Genomic DNA, 15409 nt, shown 5'->3' on the forward strand with positions numbered 1-15409 from the left:
CCCTTTTTTGTGCCTGTCAAACCAGCAAGCCTTTCAACACCTCCAGCGCCACCGGCCGACTGTGCAAATACCCCTGATACAAATGGCAACCCAGCCCTTGCAGGAACGCCAGCTGCTCGGGGGTTTCCACGCCTTCAGCGATCACTTCCAGTTCCAGGCTGCGGGCCATGGCGACGATGGCGCGGATGATCTCGGCGTCGTTGGGGTCGCTGGTGGCGTCGCGGATGAAGGACTGATCGATCTTCAGGGTGTCCACCGGCAGGCGTTTCAGGTAGGTCAGTGATGAATAGCCAGTACCGAAATCGTCCATGGCGAAGCTCACGCCAAGCTTTTTCAGGCGACGCATCTTGCTGATGGTGTCTTCCAGGTTCTGGATCACGATGCCTTCGGTGATTTCCAGTTTCAGCAGCGAGCAAGGCAGGCCATGACTGGTCATGCTGTGTTCGATGCGTTCGACGAAGTCGTTCTGGCGGAACTGCCGGGGACTGATGTTCACGCACAGGCTGAACGCCAGCGGATCGATCAAGCCGTCGGCGATCAATTGCTTGAAGGCATCGCAGGCCTCATCGAGGATCCAGGTGCCGACCTCGAGGATCAGCCCGCTGTCTTCCAGGACCTTGATGAATTCGGTGGGCGATTGCGCGCCGAGTTCCGGGTGATTCCAGCGCACCAGCGCTTCGGCGCCGATGATACGGTTGTCTCGGGCGTCCACTTGCGGCTGGAAGTGCACGTTGAATTCACCACGGGACAGCGCCAGTCGCAAATCGGTTTCCATGCGCAGCCGTTCGCTGGCGGCTTTCTGCATAGTGTTGTGATACATCTGCGTGGTGTTGCGCCCGGAGTCCTTGGCCCGGTACAGCGCGATGTCCGCGCGTTTGAGCAGGTCGGTCGGGGTCGAGCCGTGATCAGGAATCAGCGCCACACCGATGCTCGGCGTCACTTGCAGGCGCTGGCCGTCGAGGAACATCGGCTCCGACAGCAGTTCGCGAATGGTGTCGGCCAGCTCCCGCACCTGAACGCTGACCTCGTTGCGCGTGCCTTCCAGCCCGCTGAGCAACACCACGAATTCATCGCCACCGAGCCGCGCCACGGTGTCTTCCATGCGCACACTGGCTTCGAGGCGCGCGGTGATGATTTTCAGCACGGTATCGCCGACCGGATGGCCGAGCGAATCGTTGATGTGCTTGAAGTGGTCGAGATCGAGAAACAGCAGCGCGCCGCGCAAGTTGTGGCGTTTGAGCAGGGCGATCTGCTGGCTCAGGCGATCCATCAGCAATGCGCGGTTGGGCAGGTTGGTCAGCGGATCGTGATAGGCCAGATGACGGATCTGCGCTTCGGCGTTCTTCAGCAGGCTGACGTCCCGGGCGGTCATCAGCAGGCAGGCGATTTCGTTGAGGGTGATCGGCTCGACCGAGACTTCCACCGTCAACAGTTCCCCGCGTTTGTTGCGCCCGAGCATTTCCTGATGGTGTACGCGGCCCTTGATCTGTAGCTCGGCGAGCAACCCCGAGCGCTGTTTTTCCTCGGCCCAGATGCCGACCTGATACACGGTTTTGCCCACCACTTCGTCGGCGCGGTAGCCGGTCAGGCGACAGAAACCGTCGTTGACCTCCAGATAACGCCCGGTGTCGCGTTCGGTGATGGTGATGGCGTCAGGGCTGGAGTGAAATGCCTTGGCGAACTTCTCTTCACTGGCCTTGAGCGCCGCTTCCGAGCGCTGTTGCTGGGTGATGTCACGCAGCGTGGTGACGATGCACGGCTGGTTGCCGACGCTGATCTGGCGGCTGGAAATCACACAGGTCAGCGATTGGCCGTCCTTGTGCTGGACGATGATCGCGACGTTGCTCAGGCCCTGTTCGCGGATCACCCGTTCGATGCGTTGCAGGCTTTTGGCGGAAGCGTCCCACAGGCCGATTTCTTCAGCGGTGTGGCCGATGACATCGGTGGCGCTCCAGCCGAAGGTCTGGGTGAAACTGGAGTTGATCTCGATGAACTCCCCGGTTTCCTGGCGGGTGACGCAGATCGGGTCGGGGCTGACCTGGAACAGGGTGGCGAATTTTTCTTCCGAGGCCACCAGCCGTTGTTCGCGTTCGACCTGATCGGTGATATCGAGCAGGGTACCGGCCATGCGCAGCGGCGCGCCGTTTTCGTCGCGATAGAGGCGGGCGCGGCTTTCCAGGTAGCGCGAGCTGCCGTCCGGCAATTGCACGCGATACGTCAATTGATAGTTGCCCGCGGGTCCTTCGCGCAAGCTGCGGTAGGCGTCACGCATGCTGTCGCGCTCTTCGCCGGGCACGCCTTCGAAGAATTCATCGAACGATTCGTGGAACGGAATTGGCTCCAGCCCGTGCAATTGCGCGGCCCGGGCCGAGCCGTAGAGCATGCCGCTGGGAATGTGCCAGTCCCAGGTGCCGAGCTGTGCCGAGTCCAGTGCCAGATCGAGGCGTTCCTGGCTGTCCTTGAGGGCGTGTTCGGCGGCTTTGCGTTCGGTGGTGTCGAGAAAGGTGCTCAACAGATAAGGCTGGCCCTCGAGTTCGACTTTTTGTGCACTGAGAATGCCGTCGTGAACCTGACCATTACTGGCGCGGAATTGCACTTCCATGCTGATCAGTTCGCCCTTGGCCTTGGTTTTCTTGACCAGCTCCGCCCGCTGCTCGGGATGCACCCACAGGCCCAGCTCCAGGGTGGTGCGGCCGATGGCGCTCTGCACCGGCCAGCCGAACAGGCTTTCGAAATACTGGTTGGCCTCGCTGATCAGGCCGTCTTCCTGGCGGGTCAGCAGCACCATGTTCGGGCACAGGTGAAACAGTGTGGCGAAACGTTTCTCCGAGCTGCTGAGGGCCTGTTCCCGTTGCCGCTGGTGGGTGATTTCACGGATCACCCCGATCATTCGGGGGCGGCCATGTTTGTCCGGCAGCAGGCTGCCATTGATCTCCAGCCAGTGCAGGCTGCCGTCGGGCCAGCGAATGCGGTGGTGCATCGCCTGTTCCAGCGGCGCGCCGGCAATCACTGCGTGGAAGGCGCGAATGGTTTTCGCCCGGTCTTCCGGCGGCAACAGGTCAAGGTATTCCAGGTCTTCGGGCAGCGGCTGCCGTGGATCGAAGCCGAACAGGGCCTGGGTGCCCCGCGACCAACTGATCTGCCCGCGCTCGATATCCCAATACCAGGCGCCGAGGCGGGCGCCGTTGAGCGCCGCGAGCAATTGCGGCGCGCTCTCCCAGCTCTGTTCGGAACGCCGTGGATCAATGGCCTGAATACGCGGCATCGGCGGAATACGGTCAACAGATTTCGGCATTGTTAAGGGGCCTTGAGCTGATTTGGGCGTTAGGCACAGGGGACGGCAGCTCTATAGGAGTAGCACAAGTCAGCCGAGAGTCCCTGGCAGATCGATTTGCGCGTCCAGCAGGGCCATAAACGCCCGTGCAGCATTCGACAGCGTCCGTTCGGTGTGCAGGATATAGCCTAGCTGGCGACTGAGCTGTATGCCCGGCAAAGGTATGCGCGCCACCTGTTCATCGAGCATGGTGCGCGGCAAAACGCTCCAGGCCAGGCCGATCGACACCATCATTTTGATGGTTTCCAGATAGTTAGTGCTCATGGCGATGTTCGGTGTCAGGCCCTGAGCCTCGAACAGGCGTTGGACAATATGGTGGGTAAAGGTGTTGCCGCCGGGGAAAACCGCAGGATGACCGGCAATATCCGCCAATGTGACAGCGCCGTTGCTGATCAATGTGTGTTCCGGGGCGACTACGAAATCCAGCGGGTCATCCCAGACCGGCGTCGCTTTGACCAGTGTGTGCGGCTCCGGCGCCAGGGTGATGACCGCCAGCTCCGCACGGCCATGGAGGATTTCCTCGTAGGCCACTTCCGAATCGAGGAACTGAATATCCAGCGCCACCTGTGGGTAACGGCGGGTGTATTCCCTCAGCAGGGGCGGCAAACGGTGCAGGCCGATGTGGTGACTGGTGGCCAGGGTCAGGCGGCCCGTGACTTCGCCGGTCAGGTTGGTCAAGGCGCGGCGGGTGTCATCGAGCACGTTGAGAATTTGATAGGCCCGTGGCAGCAAAGCCCGGCCGGCCTCGGTCAGGCCCACTTCACGGCCCAGCCGGTCGAACAGCCGCACGTTCAATTGCTGCTCCAGCCCGGCGATGCGTTTGCTGATCGCCGGTTGCGTCAGGTGCAGGCGTTCACCGGCGCCGGAGAAACTCCCGGACTCGGCGATCGCGATAAAGGCATTGAGGTTGGCCAGATCCATGTTTGTATTCCAGCTGGTTATCCAAAGCATAAAAAATATGAATTTGAGTTATTCAATCTAACCCCATAGGATCGGCCTCACAAGCCAAAGGGTTATTGATAAGCCCAGGGCATAGAAACAAGCTGATGAGGAAACGTCTGATGGCCGGCAAAACGCTCTACGACAAGCTCTGGGATTCGCATTTGGTCAAGCAGCGCGACGATGGTTCGGCGCTGATCTATATCGATCGTCACATCATCCACGAAGTGACCTCGCCGCAAGCCTTCGAAGGCCTGCGTCTGGCCGGGCGCAAGCCATGGCGCATCGATGCCAACATCGCGACCCCGGACCACAACGTACCGACCACCCCGGAGCGCAAGGGCGGCATCAGCGCCATTGCCGACCAGGTCTCGCGTTTGCAGGTTCAGACCCTCGACGACAACTGCGATGAGTACGGCATCGTCGAATTCAAGATGAACGACGTGCGCCAGGGCATCGTCCACGTGATCAGCCCGGAGCAGGGCGCGACCTTGCCGGGCATGACCGTGGTCTGCGGCGACTCGCACACCTCGACCCACGGCGCATTCGGCGCCTTGGCCCACGGTATCGGCACTTCCGAGGTCGAGCACGTGCTCGCCACCCAGTGCCTGGTCGCCAAGAAAATGAAGAACATGCTGGTGCGCGTCGAAGGCCAGTTGCCGTTCGGCGTGACCGCCAAGGACATCGTCCTTGCCGTGATCGGCAAGATCGGCACCGCCGGCGGTAACGGCCATGCCATCGAATTTGCCGGCAGCGCGATTCGCGATCTGTCCATCGAAGGCCGCATGACCATCTGCAACATGTCCATCGAAGCCGGCGCCCGGGTGGGCCTGGTGGCGGCGGACCAGAAGACTGTGGATTACGTAAAGGGTCGTCCATTCGCACCGAAAGGCGCCGAGTGGGATCTGGCGGTCGAATCCTGGAAAGACCTGGTGTCCGACGCCGACGCGCATTTCGACACGGTGGTTGAACTCGACGCTGCGCAAATCAAGCCGCAAGTCAGCTGGGGCACTTCCCCGGAAATGGTGTTGGCCGTTGATCAGAACGTGCCGGACCCGGCCAAAGAGATGGATCTGGTCAAGCGCGACTCGATTGTCCGCGCCTTGAAATACATGGGTCTGACCGCCAATCAGGCGATCACCGACATTCAGCTCGACCGCGTATTCATCGGTTCCTGCACCAACTCGCGCATCGAAGACCTGCGCGCTGCGGCGGTGATCGCCAAGGGCCGCAAGGTCGCGTCGACCATCAAGCAGGCCATCGTGGTGCCGGGCTCGGGTCTGGTGAAGGCGCAGGCTGAAGCCGAAGGTCTGGACAAGATCTTCCTGGAGGCCGGTTTCGAATGGCGTGAGCCGGGTTGCTCGATGTGTCTGGCGATGAACCCGGACCGTTTAGAGTCCGGCGAGCATTGCGCCTCGACGTCCAACCGTAACTTCGAAGGCCGTCAGGGCGCCGGTGGCCGTACCCACCTCGTCAGCCCGGCCATGGCCGCTGCGGCGGCGGTGAACGGTCGTTTCATCGACGTTCGTGAATTGATCTAAAAGGAGCGCAGCATGAAAGCTTTTACCCAGCACACTGGTCTTGTCGCGCCTCTGGATCGTGCCAACGTCGACACCGACCAGATCATCCCGAAGCAGTTTCTGAAGTCGATCAAACGCACCGGTTTCGGCCCGAACCTGTTTGACGAGTGGCGTTACCTGGATGTCGGCCAGCCGTATCAGGACAACTCCAAACGGCCGCTGAACAAGGAATTCGTGCTCAACGCCGAGCGTTATCAAGGCGCCAGCGTGTTGCTGGCCCGAGAGAACTTCGGTTGCGGCTCCAGTCGTGAGCACGCGCCGTGGGCGCTGGAAGAATACGGTTTCCGCAGCATCATTGCGCCGAGCTACGCCGACATCTTCTTCAACAACAGCTTCAAGAACGGCTTGCTGCCGATCATCTTGAGCGATGCGGAAGTCGACGAGCTGTTCAAGCAGGTCGAGGCCGCGCCGGGTTATCAGTTGCAGATCGATCTGCACGAGCAGACCGTGACCAGCCCGAACGGCAAGGTGTACCGCTTCGAGATCGACGCGTTCCGCAAGCACTGCCTGCTCAACGGTCTGGACGACATCGGCCTGACCTTGCAGGACGGCGACGCGATTGCGGCGTTCGAAGCCAAACATCGTGCGAGCCAGCCGTGGTTGTTCCGCGACGCCTGAGCAAGATTTGAGATTGATGCCGTCAGGGCTGGCCTCTTCGCGGGCAAGCCCGCTCCCACAGTAATTTGCGGTGTTCACGAAACCTGTGGGAGCTGGCTTGCCAGCGATGAGGCCGGCAAAAGCAACACAGACTCCAGCCCAAAAGGAAGTCCCCATGAGCAGCACCGCCCAACACAGTCAGGTTGTACAGAAGCAATTCGGTGAACAGGCCGCCGCCTACCTGAGCAGCGCCGTTCACGCTCAAGGCACTGAATTTGCGCTGCTGCAGGCTGAGCTGGCGGGGCAGGGCGAGGCTCGGCTGCTGGACCTGGGTTGCGGTGCCGGGCACGTGAGTTTTCACGTCGCACCGTTGGTGAAGGAAGTGGTGGCCTACGACCTGTCGCAGCAGATGCTCGATGTGGTGGCTGCCGCTGCGGTTGATCGTGGTTTGAGCAACGTTTCCACGGTCAATGGTGCCGCCGAGCGTCTGCCGTTCGCCGATGGTGAGTTCGACTTCGTGTTCAGCCGCTATTCGGCGCACCATTGGAGCGATCTCGGCGTGGCCTTGCGCGAAGTGCGCCGAGTGTTGAAACCGGGTGGCGTGGCGGCGTTCGTCGATGTGCTGTCGCCGGGCAGTCCGCTGTTCGACACCTATCTGCAGAGCGTCGAGGTACTGCGCGACACCAGCCATGTACGCGATTATTCTGCCGGTGAGTGGCTGCGCCAGGTCAGCGAGGCCGGTCTGCACACCCGCAGCACCACGCGTCAGCGCCTGCGTCTGGAGTACAACAGCTGGGTCGAGCGCATGCGCACGCCCGAGGTGATGCGCGCCGCGATCCGTCAGTTGCAGCAATCGATGGGCAACGAAGTACGCGAATATTTTGAGATTGAGGCCGATGGTTCGTTCAGTACAGATGTACTGGTGCTCTGGGCCGAGAAATAAATTTAGAACGACAAGCATTTTTCCGGGCGCGCCAGTCGCTGGCGCACCGACTGAAGACACGAGGAAAGCATGAGCAAGCAGATTCTGATTCTCCCAGGCGACGGTATTGGTCCGGAAATCATGGCCGAAGCGGTCAAGGTGCTGGAACTGGCCAACGACAAGTACAGCCTGGGCTTCGAGCTGAGCCATGACGTGATCGGTGGCGCCGCCATCGACAAGCACGGCGTGCCGCTGGCCGACGAAACCCTGGACCGTGCCCGCGCCGCTGACGCCGTGCTGCTGGGCGCCGTGGGCGGCCCGAAATGGGACACCATCGAGCGTGACATCCGCCCTGAGCGCGGCCTGCTGAAGATCCGTGCGCAACTGGGCCTGTTCGGCAACCTGCGTCCGGCGATCCTTTATCCGCAACTGGCCGACGCATCGAGCCTGAAGCCGGAAATCGTTTCCGGCCTGGACATCCTGATCGTCCGTGAGCTGACCGGTGGCATCTATTTCGGAGCGCCGCGCGGCACCCGTACCCTGGAAAACGGCGAGCGTCAGTCCTACGACACACTGCCGTACAGCGAAAGCGAGATCCGCCGCATCGCCCGTGTCGGTTTCGACATGGCCATGGTTCGTGGCAAGAAGCTGTGCTCGGTGGACAAGGCCAACGTATTGGCGTCCAGCCAGTTGTGGCGTGAAGTGGTCGAGCAGGTGGCCAAGGATTACCCTGAGGTCGAACTGAGCCACATGTACGTCGACAACGCCGCCATGCAACTGGTGCGCGCGCCGAAGCAGTTCGACGTGATCGTCACCGACAACATGTTCGGCGACATCCTGTCCGACGAAGCGTCGATGCTCACCGGCTCCATCGGCATGCTGCCGTCGGCTTCGCTGGATGCCAACAACAAGGGCATGTACGAGCCTTGCCACGGTTCGGCACCGGACATCGCGGGCAAAGGCATCGCCAACCCGCTGGCGACCATTCTGTCGGTGTCGATGATGCTGCGTTACAGCTTCAATCTGCACGAAGCCGCAGATGCCATCGAGAAAGCGGTCAGCGTGGTGCTGGATCAAGGCCTGCGCACCGGCGACATCTTTTCGGCCGGTTGCACTAAAGTCGGTACGCAGGAAATGGGTGACGCAGTAGTCGCCGCGCTGCGGAATCTGTAATCTCTCGGGCCCGCTGCGAAATTCAAGACAAAGCAGCGGCCCACTTTTCAAGAAGGTGTAGTTGCGATGAAACGTGTAGGTCTGATCGGTTGGCGCGGTATGGTCGGTTCCGTGCTCATGCAGCGGATGCTGGAAGAGCAGGATTTCGATCTTATCGAGCCGGTGTTTTTCACCACTTCCAATGTCGGTGGCCAAGGCCCGTCCGTGGGCAAGGACATTGCTCCGCTCAAGGACGCTTACAGCATTGAAGAGCTGAAGACCCTCGACGTGATCCTGACCTGCCAGGGCGGCGACTACACCAGCGAAGTGTTCCCGAAGCTGCGCGAAGCCGGCTGGCAGGGTTACTGGATCGACGCGGCCTCGAGCCTGCGGATGAACGACGACGCCGTCATCATCCTCGACCCGGTCAACCGCAAGGTCATCGACCAGCAGCTCGATGCGGGCACCAAGAACTACATCGGCGGCAACTGCACCGTCAGCCTGATGCTGATGGGCCTGGGCGGTCTGTTCGAGGCCGGTCTGGTCGAGTGGATGAGCGCCATGACCTATCAGGCGGCCTCCGGTGCCGGCGCGCAGAACATGCGTGAACTGATCAAGCAGATGGGCGCGACCCACGCCGCTGTCGCCGATCAACTGGCCGATCCGGCCAGCGCGATCCTCGACATCGACCGTCGTGTGGCCGAAGCCATGCGCAGCGACGCTTACCCGACCGAAAACTTCGGTGTACCTCTGGCCGGCAGCCTGATCCCGTGGATCGACAAGGAACTGCCGAACGGCCAGAGCCGCGAAGAGTGGAAGGCCCAGGCCGAGACCAACAAGATCCTCGGCCGCTTCAAGAGCCCGATCCCGGTCGACGGCATCTGCGTGCGCATCGGCGCCATGCGTTGCCACAGCCAGGCGCTGACCATCAAGCTGAACAAAGACGTGCCGATCGCCGACATCGAAGGGCTGATCAGTCAGCACAACCCATGGGTCAAGCTGGTGCCGAACAACCGTGAAATCAGCATGCAGGAGCTGAGCCCGACGAAAGTCACCGGCACCCTGAACGTACCGGTCGGTCGTCTGCGCAAGCTGAACATGGGTTCGCAATTCGTTGGCGCGTTCACCGTCGGCGACCAGTTGCTGTGGGGCGCGGCCGAGCCGCTGCGCCGCATGCTGCGGATCCTGCTGGAGCGTTGATCGCTTGAAGCAATGAACGAACCCGTGCCTTGCAAGAGGCGCGGGTTTTTTTTGCCTGTCTGGCAGCCACCCGGTAAAGTGCCGCTCCCCCCGTTCCACCAGAGGTCGCACCATGAGCCAGCCCATTGATATTGCCGTGATCGGCGCCACCGGTATTGTCGGCGAAACCCTTGTGCAGATTCTCGAGGAGCGCGACTTCCCGGTCGGCAACCTGCACTTGCTGGCCAGCAGCGAATCCGCCGGCAGCTCGGTGCTGTTTCGCAACAAGAACGTGCGCGTGCGCGAAGTCGACGAGTTCGATTTCAGCAAGGTCAAGCTGGCGTTCTTTGCCGCCGGCCCGGCGATCACCCTGAGCTACGCGGCTCGCGCCCATGCGGCGGGTTGCTCGCTGGTCGATCTGTCCGGCGCCTTGCCGGCGGATCAGGCGCCGCAAGTGGTGCCGGAGGCCAACGCCGCTGTACTGGCGAGTATGAAAGTGCCGTTCCAGGTCAGCAGCCCGAGCCCGTCGGCCGCCACGCTGGCGGTGGTGCTGGCGCCGTTGCTCGATCTGGTCGATCTGCAATATGTGCATGTCACCGCCAATCTGGCCGTTTCCGCCCAGGGCCGTGAGGCGGTTGCCGAGCTGGCTCGCCAGACGACGGAGCTGCTGAACATGCGTCCGCTGGAGCAGACATTCTTCGATCGGCAGATGGCGTTCAACCTGTTGGCTCAGGTCGGTACGCCGGATGCGCACGGCCATACGCTGCTGGAAAAACGTCTGGTGCGCGAGCTGCGTCAGGTGCTGGCCAAACCTTCATTAAAGATTTCCGCAACTTGCGTTCAAGCCCCGGTGTTTTTTGGCGATAGCTTTAGCGTGACCTTGCAGTCAGCGAGCGCGGTCGACCTGGAAAAGGTCAATGCCGCGCTTGAAGACGCCGAGGGGATCGAGCTGGTCGAGGCCGGCGATTACCCGACCGCGGTCGGTGACGCGGTGGGGCAGGACGTGGTCTATGTCGGGCGGGTTCGCGCCGGTGTCGACGAGCCGTCGGAACTTAATCTGTGGCTGACGTCAGATAACGTACGCAAAGGTGCGGCGCTCAACGCGGTGCAAGTGGCCGAGTTGTTGATAAAAGACCTGCTGTAAAAGATACTTGGCAACAATTTGTCGACTGATTCTAGCCGGGCGCTATGCTTGGCCAGACCGCTTGATGACGTAATACCCTCCGGGACTTTCCGGGGCATCAAAGAAATGATCGCGCGCGGCATGCTGTCGTCGTCGCGCGCAATGCCTTACGGCAGCGACAATCAACATCTTCTCGCTGGCCGAGGAACGTTCAAACAAAGGAAGAGGCTATGGTTCAAGTTCGCAAACTGGTGTTAGCAATAGCGGCCGCCTCGGCGCTGTCCTCCGGTATGGCGCATGCCCTCGGGCTCGGGGAGCTGACCCTGAAGTCGACCCTGAACCAGCCGCTGGTGGCGGAAATCGAGCTGCTCGATGTCAAGGATCTCACCGCTGCCGAAGTGGTGCCGAGCCTGGCCTCGCCGGAAGATTTCGCCAAGGCCGGCGTCGATCGCCAGGCCTTCCTCAATGATCTGACCTTCACCCCGGTGCTCAACGCCAGCGGCAAAAGCGTGCTGCGCGTAACCTCGAGCAAGCCGCTGTCGGAACCGATGGTGAAATTCCTCGTGCAGGTGATGTGGCCGAACGGTCGCCTGCTGCGCGATTACAGCGTGCTGCTGGATCCGTCGAAGTTCTCGCCGCAGACCGCTGATGCCGCTGCTCAGCCAGCGCCGGCACAAACCATCACCGCGCCGACCACGGGTGCAACGCATCCGAGCCACACCACCACGCCGCGCGACACTCTGTGGGAAATCGCAGCCAAGGCGCGCACTGGCGGTTCGATCCAGCAGACCATGCTGGCGATTCAGGCTCTGAACCCTGACGCATTCATCGACGGCAACATCAACCGCCTGAAAACCGGTCAGGTGTTGCGTCTGCCGGATCAGGTGCAAAGCACTGCGCTGCCGCAGTCGAAAGCGATTGCCGAAGTGGCCGCACAAAACGAGGCTTGGCGTCAGGGGCGTCGTTATGTAGCCAAGCCAGGCACCGGTCAGCAGCAACTGGATGCCACCAAGCGTGGCCGCGCCAATGCCGGCGCTGCACAGAATGCCAAGGACAACCTGAGTCTCGTTTCCGCCGAAAGCGGCAAGGCTAGCGGCAAGGGGCCGGCTGGCGATGCCAAGGCGCTGAGCAACAAGCTGGCGGTGACTCAGGAAAGTCTCGACACGACCCGTCGTGACAACGCAGAACTGAAGAGCCGCATGGCTGATCTGCAAAGCCAGCTGGATAAACTGCAACGTCTGATCGAGCTGAAGAACAATCAACTGGCGAAAATGCAGGCTGAAGGCCCGGGCGCAGCCCCGGCGCCGGCAGCTGACGCGGCTGCGCCAGCCGTTGCGCCGGTTCCGGCCATTACTGCGGAACTGGCTGCGACTCCACCGGCGACTCCGGCCGAGGCTGCACCTGCCGCACCTGCGCCCGAAGCCGCCGCTCCGGCACCGGTTGAGCCGGTGGTCGAGCCGAAGCCTGCTGCCGACGAAGACAAGACCTTCAACGAGCTGCTGACCAACCCGATCCTGCTGGGTCTGGTCGGTGGTGGTGCGGTGGTGTTCCTGCTTCTGCTGTTGCTGCTGGCTCGTCGTCGCAAGGCGCAACAGGAAGCCGAGAAACATCTGCGCATGGCCCGTGCCCTGGAAGAACAGTCGTTCTCGCCTGAGCTCGATCTGCCGGAAGACAGCTTCGAAGGCCTGGAAGTGCCGGCGGCAAGCGTCAAGCTCACGCCTGCGCCTGCGCCTGCACCGGCACCTGCCCCTGTGGTGGCTCCGGTGGTGATGGCCGAGCCGATCGCCGCGCCACTGGTAGCCCCGGCAGCCGAGCGCTCCGATGACGTGCTGGACAAGGCACAGTCGCACATCGATGGTGGTCGTCTGAATCAGGCAGCAGCGTTGCTGGAGGAGGGCGTCAGCCTGGAACCGCAGCGCAGTGATCTGCGCCTGAAACTGATGGAAGTCTACGGTCGCCAGGGTGATCGTGATGCCTTCGTCGGTCAGGAGCGCCAACTGGTCGCCAATGGCGATAACTTCGCCAAGGTCGAAGAGCTGAAAAGCCGCTTCCCGGCCATGGCGGTCGTTGCGGCTGCCGGTCTGGCGGCAGCGGCCATTGCGGCAGAGCTGGACGAGGATTACGTCAAGGAACTGCTGCTTGATGAGCCAGAAGCGCCTGCCGCCAAGGCGGACGACGATCTGGACAGCGCTTTTGACCTGAGCCTGGATGATCTTGACAACATCAAACCGGTGGAGCCTGTTGCACCGGTGGCTGCTGTCGAACCTGAAGCGCCGGTCGAGCTGGACGAATTCCCGGCCGATGACGACCTGAGCTTCGAGTCGGTGCTGCAGCAGCAGACCGAAATCAAGGAAAACCTCGACGACCTGTCTGACTTCGATCTGGACCTGGATCTCGGTGCCGATCCTGCGCCTGTGCCGGTTGAACTGGCTGACGACGATTTCCTGCTGGATCTCGACGAGAGCGTGAAGGATCTGCCGCCGGTCGAGCCGCCAGTGGTGGCTGAAGCCCCTCTGGACGATCTGGAGCTGCCAGCCGATTTTGATCTGTCCCTGGCGGACGAGATGGATGCGACCCCGGCCGAACCGGACGCTTTCGCCGCCGAGCTGGACGACGTCAATGCCGAGCTGGATCGCCTGTCGAGCAGCATCAACGAGCCGAGCTTCACCGAAGCCGACGCAGCGTTGGGCGGTGATCTGAACGACGAGGACTTCGACTTCCTCGCCGGTACCGACGAAGCCGCCACCAAACTCGATCTGGCCCAGGCCTACATCGACATGGGTGACAACGACGGCGCACGCGACATCCTCAACGAAGTGCTCAGCGAGGGTGACGACAAGCAGAAGAGCGAAGCGAAGGAAATGCTTTCGCACCTGGCCTGAGTCAGCGTTCGGCAGTAAACAAAACGGCAGCCCATCAAGGCTGCCGTTTTTGTTTGGGTCTGGTATCCCCGGTGCGCCGCCTTATAATGCCCGACTTTGTAGATCAGCAGGCTGTACCGACTTGGCAAACATAGATAACCCGGCCGCCGAAATGGCCCCCGAAGGCTTTTTTCGCGTCGCCCTGGGCGTTGAGTACAAGGGTTCGCGCTACAGCGGCTGGCAGCGCCAGTCCACGGGTGTGCTCACCGTGCAGGAAACCCTGGAAAAAGCCTTGTCGAAGGTCGCCAATTCGCCGATCTCGCTGCAGTGCGCCGGGCGCACCGATGCCGGCGTGCATGCCTGCGGGCAGGTCGTACATTTCGACACCCAGGTCGACCGCTCGCTGAAAGCCTGGGTCATGGGCGCCAACATCAATCTGCCCCACGACATCAGTGTCAGTTGGGCGAAGGTCATGCCTGCGCACTTTCATGCGCGGTTCAAGGCCATTGCCCGGCGCTATCGCTACGTGATCTACAACGATCAGATCCGCCCGGCGCATCTCAATGAAGAAATCACCTGGAATCACCGTCCGCTGGACGTGGAGCGCATGGCCGAAGCTGCGCAGTACCTGATCGGTACTCATGATTTCAGCGCCTTCCGTGCCGGCCAGTGCCAGGCCAAGTCGCCGATCAAGCAGATGCACCATCTGCGCGTGACCCGTCACGGCAAAATGATCGTGCTGGATATCCGCGCCAACGCCTTCCTGCACCACATGGTGCGCAATATCGCCGGGGTGCTGATGACGATCGGTGCCGGCGAGCGGCCGCCGGAGTGGATGAAGGAAGTGCTGGAAAGCCGCGAGCGTCGCTCCGGCGGGGTCACGGCGCATCCGTTCGGGCTGTATCTGGTGCAGGTCGAGTACCACGACGAGTTCCCGTTGCCCGAGCGTTTCATCGGGCCACATTTCCTTACGGGTTTCTCGGAACTTGACGGCTGACGCCCTCGAATGCATTTGTTACCATCCGGGACTTTCCCGGATTTGCCCTGAGGTTTTTATCGACATGTCGGCCGTTCGCAGCAAGATTTGCGGGATTACCCGCATGGAAGATGCGTTGGCAGCCGTCGAGGCCGGGGCCGATGCCATCGGGTTCGTGTTCTACGCTAAAAGCCCACGTGCGGTGACTGTGCAGCAGGCGCGGGCGATCATCGCTGCGTTGCCGCCGTTCGTGACCACCGTCGGGCTGTTCGTCAATGCCAGTCGTTGCGAGCTTGGCGAAATCCTCGATGCCGTGCCGCTGGATCTGCTGCAATTTCATGGTGATGAAACCGCTGCCGAGTGCGAAGGGTGGCACCGGCCATATATCAAGGCCCTGCGGGTCAAGGCGGGCGATGACATCGCCGCCGCTTGCGATGCCTACCCGAGCGCCAGTGGCGTGCTGCTCGATACCTACGTCGAAGGCGTGCCCGGTGGAACCGGTGAGGCGTTCGACTGGTCATTGATTCCGCAGGGTTTGAGCAAGCCGCTGATTCTGGCCGGCGGCCTGACCCCGGAGAACGTCGCTGACGCCATTGCCCGGGTGCGGCCATACGCCGTGGACGTCAGTGGCGGGGTAGAGGCGAGCAAGGGCATCAAGGATCACGCAAAGATTCGGGCGTTCATCAACGCCGTACGTTGATGTGACGGCTGGCAGACTGCCGCCGTCCACAGCTCTGTAGAAAAGA

Annotated in this window: 11 protein-coding genes; 9 read left to right on the forward strand and 2 right to left on the reverse strand. The window is 61.7% G+C overall.

Translation table 11 applies throughout. The features are described 5' to 3' along the window. Window positions 1-16 precede the first annotated feature (16 nt). Both CAG02_RS25835 and CAG02_RS25840 read right to left on the reverse strand, forming a co-directional pair. Entirely contained in the window at window positions 17-3295 is a 3279-nt protein-coding gene (locus tag CAG02_RS25835) for a PAS domain S-box protein (RefSeq protein ID WP_085711995.1), read from the reverse strand. 69 nt (window positions 3296-3364) lie between these two features. Further along, window positions 3365-4255: a LysR family transcriptional regulator gene (locus CAG02_RS25840; protein WP_085711996.1), complete on the reverse strand. Its 891-nt coding sequence runs from the start codon at window positions 4253-4255 to the stop codon at window positions 3365-3367. A gap of 140 nt (window positions 4256-4395) precedes the next feature. Here CAG02_RS25840 and leuC point away from each other — a divergent pair, with 140 nt between their 5' ends. The 9 genes from leuC to CAG02_RS25885 all read left to right on the forward strand — a co-directional run bounded on the left by leuC (window position 4396) and on the right by CAG02_RS25885 (window position 15363). Then, a complete protein-coding gene (gene leuC / locus CAG02_RS25845; protein ID WP_085711997.1) occupies window positions 4396-5814 on the forward strand; it encodes a 3-isopropylmalate dehydratase large subunit in 1419 nt (472 codons plus the stop codon). A gap of 12 nt (window positions 5815-5826) precedes the next feature. Beyond that, on the forward strand, window positions 5827-6471 hold the full coding sequence (gene leuD / locus CAG02_RS25850) for a 3-isopropylmalate dehydratase small subunit (protein WP_007956446.1): 645 nt from the start codon (window positions 5827-5829) through the stop codon (window positions 6469-6471). Window positions 6472-6625: 154 nt separating this feature from the next. Continuing rightward, a complete protein-coding gene (locus tag CAG02_RS25855; protein ID WP_085711998.1) occupies window positions 6626-7393 on the forward strand; it encodes a class I SAM-dependent methyltransferase in 768 nt (255 codons plus the stop codon). Between the two features lie 69 nt (window positions 7394-7462). Further along, on the forward strand, window positions 7463-8545 hold the full coding sequence (gene leuB / locus CAG02_RS25860) for a 3-isopropylmalate dehydrogenase (protein ID WP_085711999.1): 1083 nt from the start codon (window positions 7463-7465) through the stop codon (window positions 8543-8545). A gap of 66 nt (window positions 8546-8611) precedes the next feature. After that, window positions 8612-9724 (forward strand): aspartate-semialdehyde dehydrogenase, encoded by a 1113-nt coding sequence (asd, locus tag CAG02_RS25865; RefSeq protein ID WP_011333354.1) that lies wholly within the window; start codon window positions 8612-8614, stop codon window positions 9722-9724. Between the two features lie 112 nt (window positions 9725-9836). Next, window positions 9837-10847: an aspartate-semialdehyde dehydrogenase gene (locus CAG02_RS25870; RefSeq protein WP_085712000.1), complete on the forward strand. Its 1011-nt coding sequence runs from the start codon at window positions 9837-9839 to the stop codon at window positions 10845-10847. Between the two features lie 209 nt (window positions 10848-11056). Next, entirely contained in the window at window positions 11057-13708 is a 2652-nt protein-coding gene (locus tag CAG02_RS25875; protein WP_085712001.1) for a FimV/HubP family polar landmark protein, read from the forward strand. 151 nt (window positions 13709-13859) lie between these two features. Beyond that, window positions 13860-14684 (forward strand): tRNA pseudouridine(38-40) synthase TruA, encoded by an 825-nt coding sequence (gene truA / locus CAG02_RS25880; protein WP_085712002.1) that lies wholly within the window; start codon window positions 13860-13862, stop codon window positions 14682-14684. Window positions 14685-14748: 64 nt separating this feature from the next. Further along, window positions 14749-15363 (forward strand): phosphoribosylanthranilate isomerase, encoded by a 615-nt coding sequence (locus tag CAG02_RS25885; RefSeq protein ID WP_085712003.1) that lies wholly within the window; start codon window positions 14749-14751, stop codon window positions 15361-15363. The last annotated feature ends 46 nt before the right edge of the window (window positions 15364-15409 follow it).

Source organism: Pseudomonas sp. R43(2017) (assembly GCF_002112345.1).
Lineage (GTDB): Bacteria > Pseudomonadota > Gammaproteobacteria > Pseudomonadales > Pseudomonadaceae > Aquipseudomonas > Aquipseudomonas kribbensis.

Bases quoted from the DNA above. Each gene is read 5' to 3' on its own strand.
- CAG02_RS25835 (WP_085711995.1), bottom strand. From the start codon at position 3,295: ATGCCGAAATCTGTTGACCGTATTCCGCCGATGCCGCGTATTCAGGCC.
- CAG02_RS25840 (WP_085711996.1), bottom strand. From the start codon at position 4,255: ATGGATCTGGCCAACCTCAATGCCTTTATCGCGATCGCCGAGTCCGGG.
- leuC (WP_085711997.1), top strand. From the start codon at position 4,396: ATGGCCGGCAAAACGCTCTACGACAAGCTCTGGGATTCGCATTTGGTC.
- leuD (WP_007956446.1), top strand. From the start codon at position 5,827: ATGAAAGCTTTTACCCAGCACACTGGTCTTGTCGCGCCTCTGGATCGT.
- CAG02_RS25855 (WP_085711998.1), top strand. From the start codon at position 6,626: ATGAGCAGCACCGCCCAACACAGTCAGGTTGTACAGAAGCAATTCGGT.
- leuB (WP_085711999.1), top strand. From the start codon at position 7,463: ATGAGCAAGCAGATTCTGATTCTCCCAGGCGACGGTATTGGTCCGGAA.
- asd (WP_011333354.1), top strand. From the start codon at position 8,612: ATGAAACGTGTAGGTCTGATCGGTTGGCGCGGTATGGTCGGTTCCGTG.
- CAG02_RS25870 (WP_085712000.1), top strand. From the start codon at position 9,837: ATGAGCCAGCCCATTGATATTGCCGTGATCGGCGCCACCGGTATTGTC.
- CAG02_RS25875 (WP_085712001.1), top strand. From the start codon at position 11,057: ATGGTTCAAGTTCGCAAACTGGTGTTAGCAATAGCGGCCGCCTCGGCG.
- truA (WP_085712002.1), top strand. From the start codon at position 13,860: ATGGCCCCCGAAGGCTTTTTTCGCGTCGCCCTGGGCGTTGAGTACAAG.
- CAG02_RS25885 (WP_085712003.1), top strand. From the start codon at position 14,749: ATGTCGGCCGTTCGCAGCAAGATTTGCGGGATTACCCGCATGGAAGAT.